This window comes from Streptomyces sp. HSW2009 (genome assembly GCF_040240285.1).
Lineage (GTDB): Bacteria > Actinomycetota > Actinomycetes > Streptomycetales > Streptomycetaceae > Streptomyces.
The window spans coordinates 1-3,403 of sequence record NZ_JBEHZD010000703.1 but is presented as its reverse complement, the minus strand read 5'-3'; the positions used below and the strand labels follow the sequence as shown (position 1 = coordinate 3,403).

3 protein-coding genes are annotated in these 3,403 nt (G+C 73.1%); 1 reads left to right on the top strand and 2 read right to left on the bottom strand.

What is annotated here, in order from left to right; genetic code table 11:
• Positions 1 to 307 precede the first annotated feature (307 nt).
• Positions 308 to 1,372 (bottom strand): mechanosensitive ion channel family protein, encoded by a 1,065-nt coding sequence (locus AAHZ94_RS31000; protein ID WP_349997044.1) that lies wholly within the window; start codon positions 1,370 to 1,372, stop codon positions 308 to 310.
• Between the two features lie 255 nt (positions 1,373 to 1,627).
• On the opposite strand from AAHZ94_RS31000, the gene AAHZ94_RS30995 reads away from it, so the two are divergent.
• Positions 1,628 to 2,164, top strand: coding sequence for an HNH endonuclease (locus AAHZ94_RS30995; protein ID WP_176161630.1), 537 nt, complete (start codon positions 1,628 to 1,630; stop codon positions 2,162 to 2,164).
• A 95-nt stretch (positions 2,165 to 2,259) separates the two neighbouring features.
• Here the strand turns inward: AAHZ94_RS30995 and AAHZ94_RS30990 are convergent.
• Positions 2,260 to 3,403 (bottom strand): discoidin domain-containing protein (locus AAHZ94_RS30990; protein ID WP_349997043.1); only part of this gene is annotated, 1,144 nt, incomplete at its 5' end.

Here is a 3,403-nt window from a genome sequence, read left to right as displayed (position 1 = left end):
TGACGACCACCAGGAGTACGACTCCTGACAGCAGACGCCGAATGGTGAATCTGATCATGTAAGGACCCCTCTGGGGGGGGGGGGGGGGGGCCCCCCCCGGGGCCCCCGGGGCCGGAATGGCGACCCGGGAGACGCGGTGGGATCGGCCCGCCGCCCCGGTCGCCGCGGCAGGCCAGGGCGAACCGTTTCGCCGAACCATGACCCATCACGCACGCCCTGTGCCCCACGGCCCCGTGCCCCGTGTCGCGTGACCCATGTCATGACCTACGGGCCCCTGGCGCCAACCCACCGCACCCGCCGTACGGGGCTACTTCTGGAGGTTCGGCGGCGGTATCGGCGCCGCCGCGAGGGACTGTGGCGAGGTCGGGCTGGCCAGTGCGGAGGGGGCGGCGACGGCCGCGGACGGGTCGGCGGGCGGCGTGCTGCCCTCGGCGACCGGGGGCGGGCCGCCCACCATCCGGATGCCCTCGGCGTCCAGCGCCCGCTTGATCCGCCAGCGCAACTCCCGGGCCACGCCGAGCGCCTTGCCCGGCATGGTCTTGGCGGACACCCGGATCACGACCGAGTCCAGGTACACCGCGTCCAGGCCGAGTACCGTCACCGGCTCCCACAGCGCCTCGTCCCACGGCTGCGACGTGCCCATCTCCGCACCGGCCTGGGTGATGATCTTGCGGGCCTTGTCCAGGTCCTCGTCGTACCGGATCTGCACGTCGACACCGGCCGTGGACCAGCCCTGGCTGAGGTTGCCGATCCGCTTGACCTCGCCGTTGCGCACGTACCAGATCTCGCCGTCGTCGCCGCGCAGCTTCGTCACGCGCAGGCCGACCTCGATCACCTCGCCGGAGGCCACACCCGCGTCGATCGAGTCGCCCACCCCGTACTGGTCCTCCAAGATCATGAAGACGCCGGAGAGGAAGTCGGTCACCAGGTTCCGGGCGCCGAAGCCGATCGCCACGCCCGCGACGCCGGCGCTGGCGAGCAGCGGGGCGAGGTTGATGTCGAGGGCGGACAGCACCATCAGGGCGGCGGTGCCCAGGATCATGAACGAGGCGACGCTGCGGAGCACCGAACCGATCGCCTCGGACCGTTGGCGCCGGCGCTCCGCGTTGACCAGTAGCCCGCCGAGCGCCGTGCCGTCCACCGCCTGCGCCGTACGGTTCATCCGGGCGATGAGCCGGGTGATCGAACGCCGGATCACCGTCCGCAGCACCAACGCGATGATCACGATGAGCAGGATGCGCAGACCCAGGGCGAGCCAGTCGGACCAGTTGTCCTCGATCCAGCCGGCGGCGCTCTCGGCGGACTCTTGCGTCTCATCGAGCGTCGTGGCGCGTGGCGTCGCGTCAGCGGTCGGTGCGGCGGACCGGAGCACAGCGGGTGACCCTTCTGTGAAGAGGTGTCCGATGCGGGTGCCCGGACAGGCACTCCACACTAACGGGGCACGTCAGGTGTCTCGTTGTCCTGTTCGACGGACAACCGTGAGCAGCGCGGAGGTGAACGGGGTGTGGGCGAAAACACTCTTGGTCCGTTACCTGGTGGTGGTGGCGCTCTCACCAGGGCTGCGTAGACACTAAGGGGAGATCGTCCCGGCGCGAGCCACGCGCCGCCGGCGTACAGGGAGGCACCTGTGCCGCATGTTCTGGTCCTCAACGCGTCGTACGAGCCACTCGGCGTCGTACCGCTCCGCCGCGCGCTCGTACTCATCCTCAATGACAAGGCCGTCAGCCTTGAGGAGTCAGGCGCCCTGATGCACAGCGCAACCCGCGTCATACCCGCACCGAGCGTCGTCCGCCTGAAGCGGTTCGTGCGGGTCCCCTTTCGGGCCCCCGTTCCGCTGACCCGCCGTGCCCTGTTCGCCAGGGACGGTGGCCGCTGCGCTTACTGCGGTGGCGTCGCAACCAGCGTCGACCACGTCATCCCGCGCAGCCGGGGCGGCCAGCACGCCTGGGAGAACGTCGTTGCGGCGTGTCGCCGTTGCAACCACGTCAAGGCCGACCGCCATGTGGCGGAACTCGGCTGGCGACTACGTCACCAACCGGCCCCACCCTCCGGCCTCGCCTGGCGCATCATCGGCACTGGGCATAGGGACCCGCGCTGGCTGCCCTACCTACAGCCGTACGGCGCGGAAGATGCGATGGCTCGGATCGACGGCGTATCCGCCTGAGGCCCGGGCCATCAGTGTGTAGTGGGCCCGGACCACCGGCGTATTCACGCAGGTCCGGGCCCTGGTCGTGGCTGTTGTCGGTGGGGTCGGTCGGGTCAGGGCGTCACCGCGTAGGCCCGTACGGACCACAGCGAATAGCCGAAGCGGGTGGCGCGTTCGTCGCCCTGGACGCGTATGAAGCGGGTGTCGGGGGCGTCCATGCGGAGCGATGCGTGGCCGCCCTTGCCGTTTTTGACGGTGGCCGCCGTGCGCCAGGTGTGGCCGTCGGCGGAGACCTGGACCCGGTACCGGGCGGCGTGGGCGTCCTGCCAGTGCAGGTCGACGCGGCCGAGTCGGGCCGGGCCGGCCAGCGCGAGTTGGAGCCAGGCGTGTTCGGTGGCCGGCGATGACCAGCGGGTCGTCGGGTCGCCGTCGGTCGCGGCCGTGGCGGGGAAGTCCGCCGATTCGTCGGCCGACGAGGTGGCGCGTGCCGTGCGGGCCAGGTCGGGGCCGCCGGTGCGCTGGTGGGCACGCACCGTCAGCGTCGTCTGCTCGGAGCCGAAGCGGATCGGCAGCCGGTACGCGCCCGGCTCGCTGCCGGCCGGCACCGCCACCTCGATCTCGGCCGTCGCCGTGCCCCCGCGCGGCGCAGTGACCTGCCGCGGTGCTGTGACCTGCAACCCGCCCGGGCTGCGCACGGTCAGATCGCCGGTGACGTCGCCCGGGCGGCGACCGATCAGCCAGACCTTGACCTTGGCCGGCTGGCCGCCGATCTCCGCGTCCGCCTCCGTCTGCGATATTCGCAGCTCAGCCGGTGGGGCGTCGGCGAACCACGGGGTGACTTCCTGCACGGCGGGTGGCCGCACCCCGGGCGCCCAGCGCAGCCGCACCGCGTCGGCGTGCAGTCCCTTGCCCGCCCGCTGGGTCCAGCCGCTGGCGGACAGTGCGCCGAGCCGCCGCCAGCCGTGCCCGGGCACCCGCACCTCCACCTCGCCGAGCGCCCTGCCGGCCCGCTCCGGGACCGCCTCGGTGAGGACCGTCACGGCGCTCAGCGGCCGGCGCTCGCCGAACGCCACGGTGGTCGGCTCGGCCTGCTCGCCGCCGGCGCGGGGCTCGTCATCGGAGGTCGGGCCGCCGGTGGGGCGGTCCGTGGTGCCGGCGGAGGGGCGGGCAGGGTCCGGTGCCCGCGGGGGGGGGGGGGGGGCGGGCGGGCGGGGGGGCGGGCGGCCCCCGCCCCCCCCCCGGCCGGGCGGGGGGGGG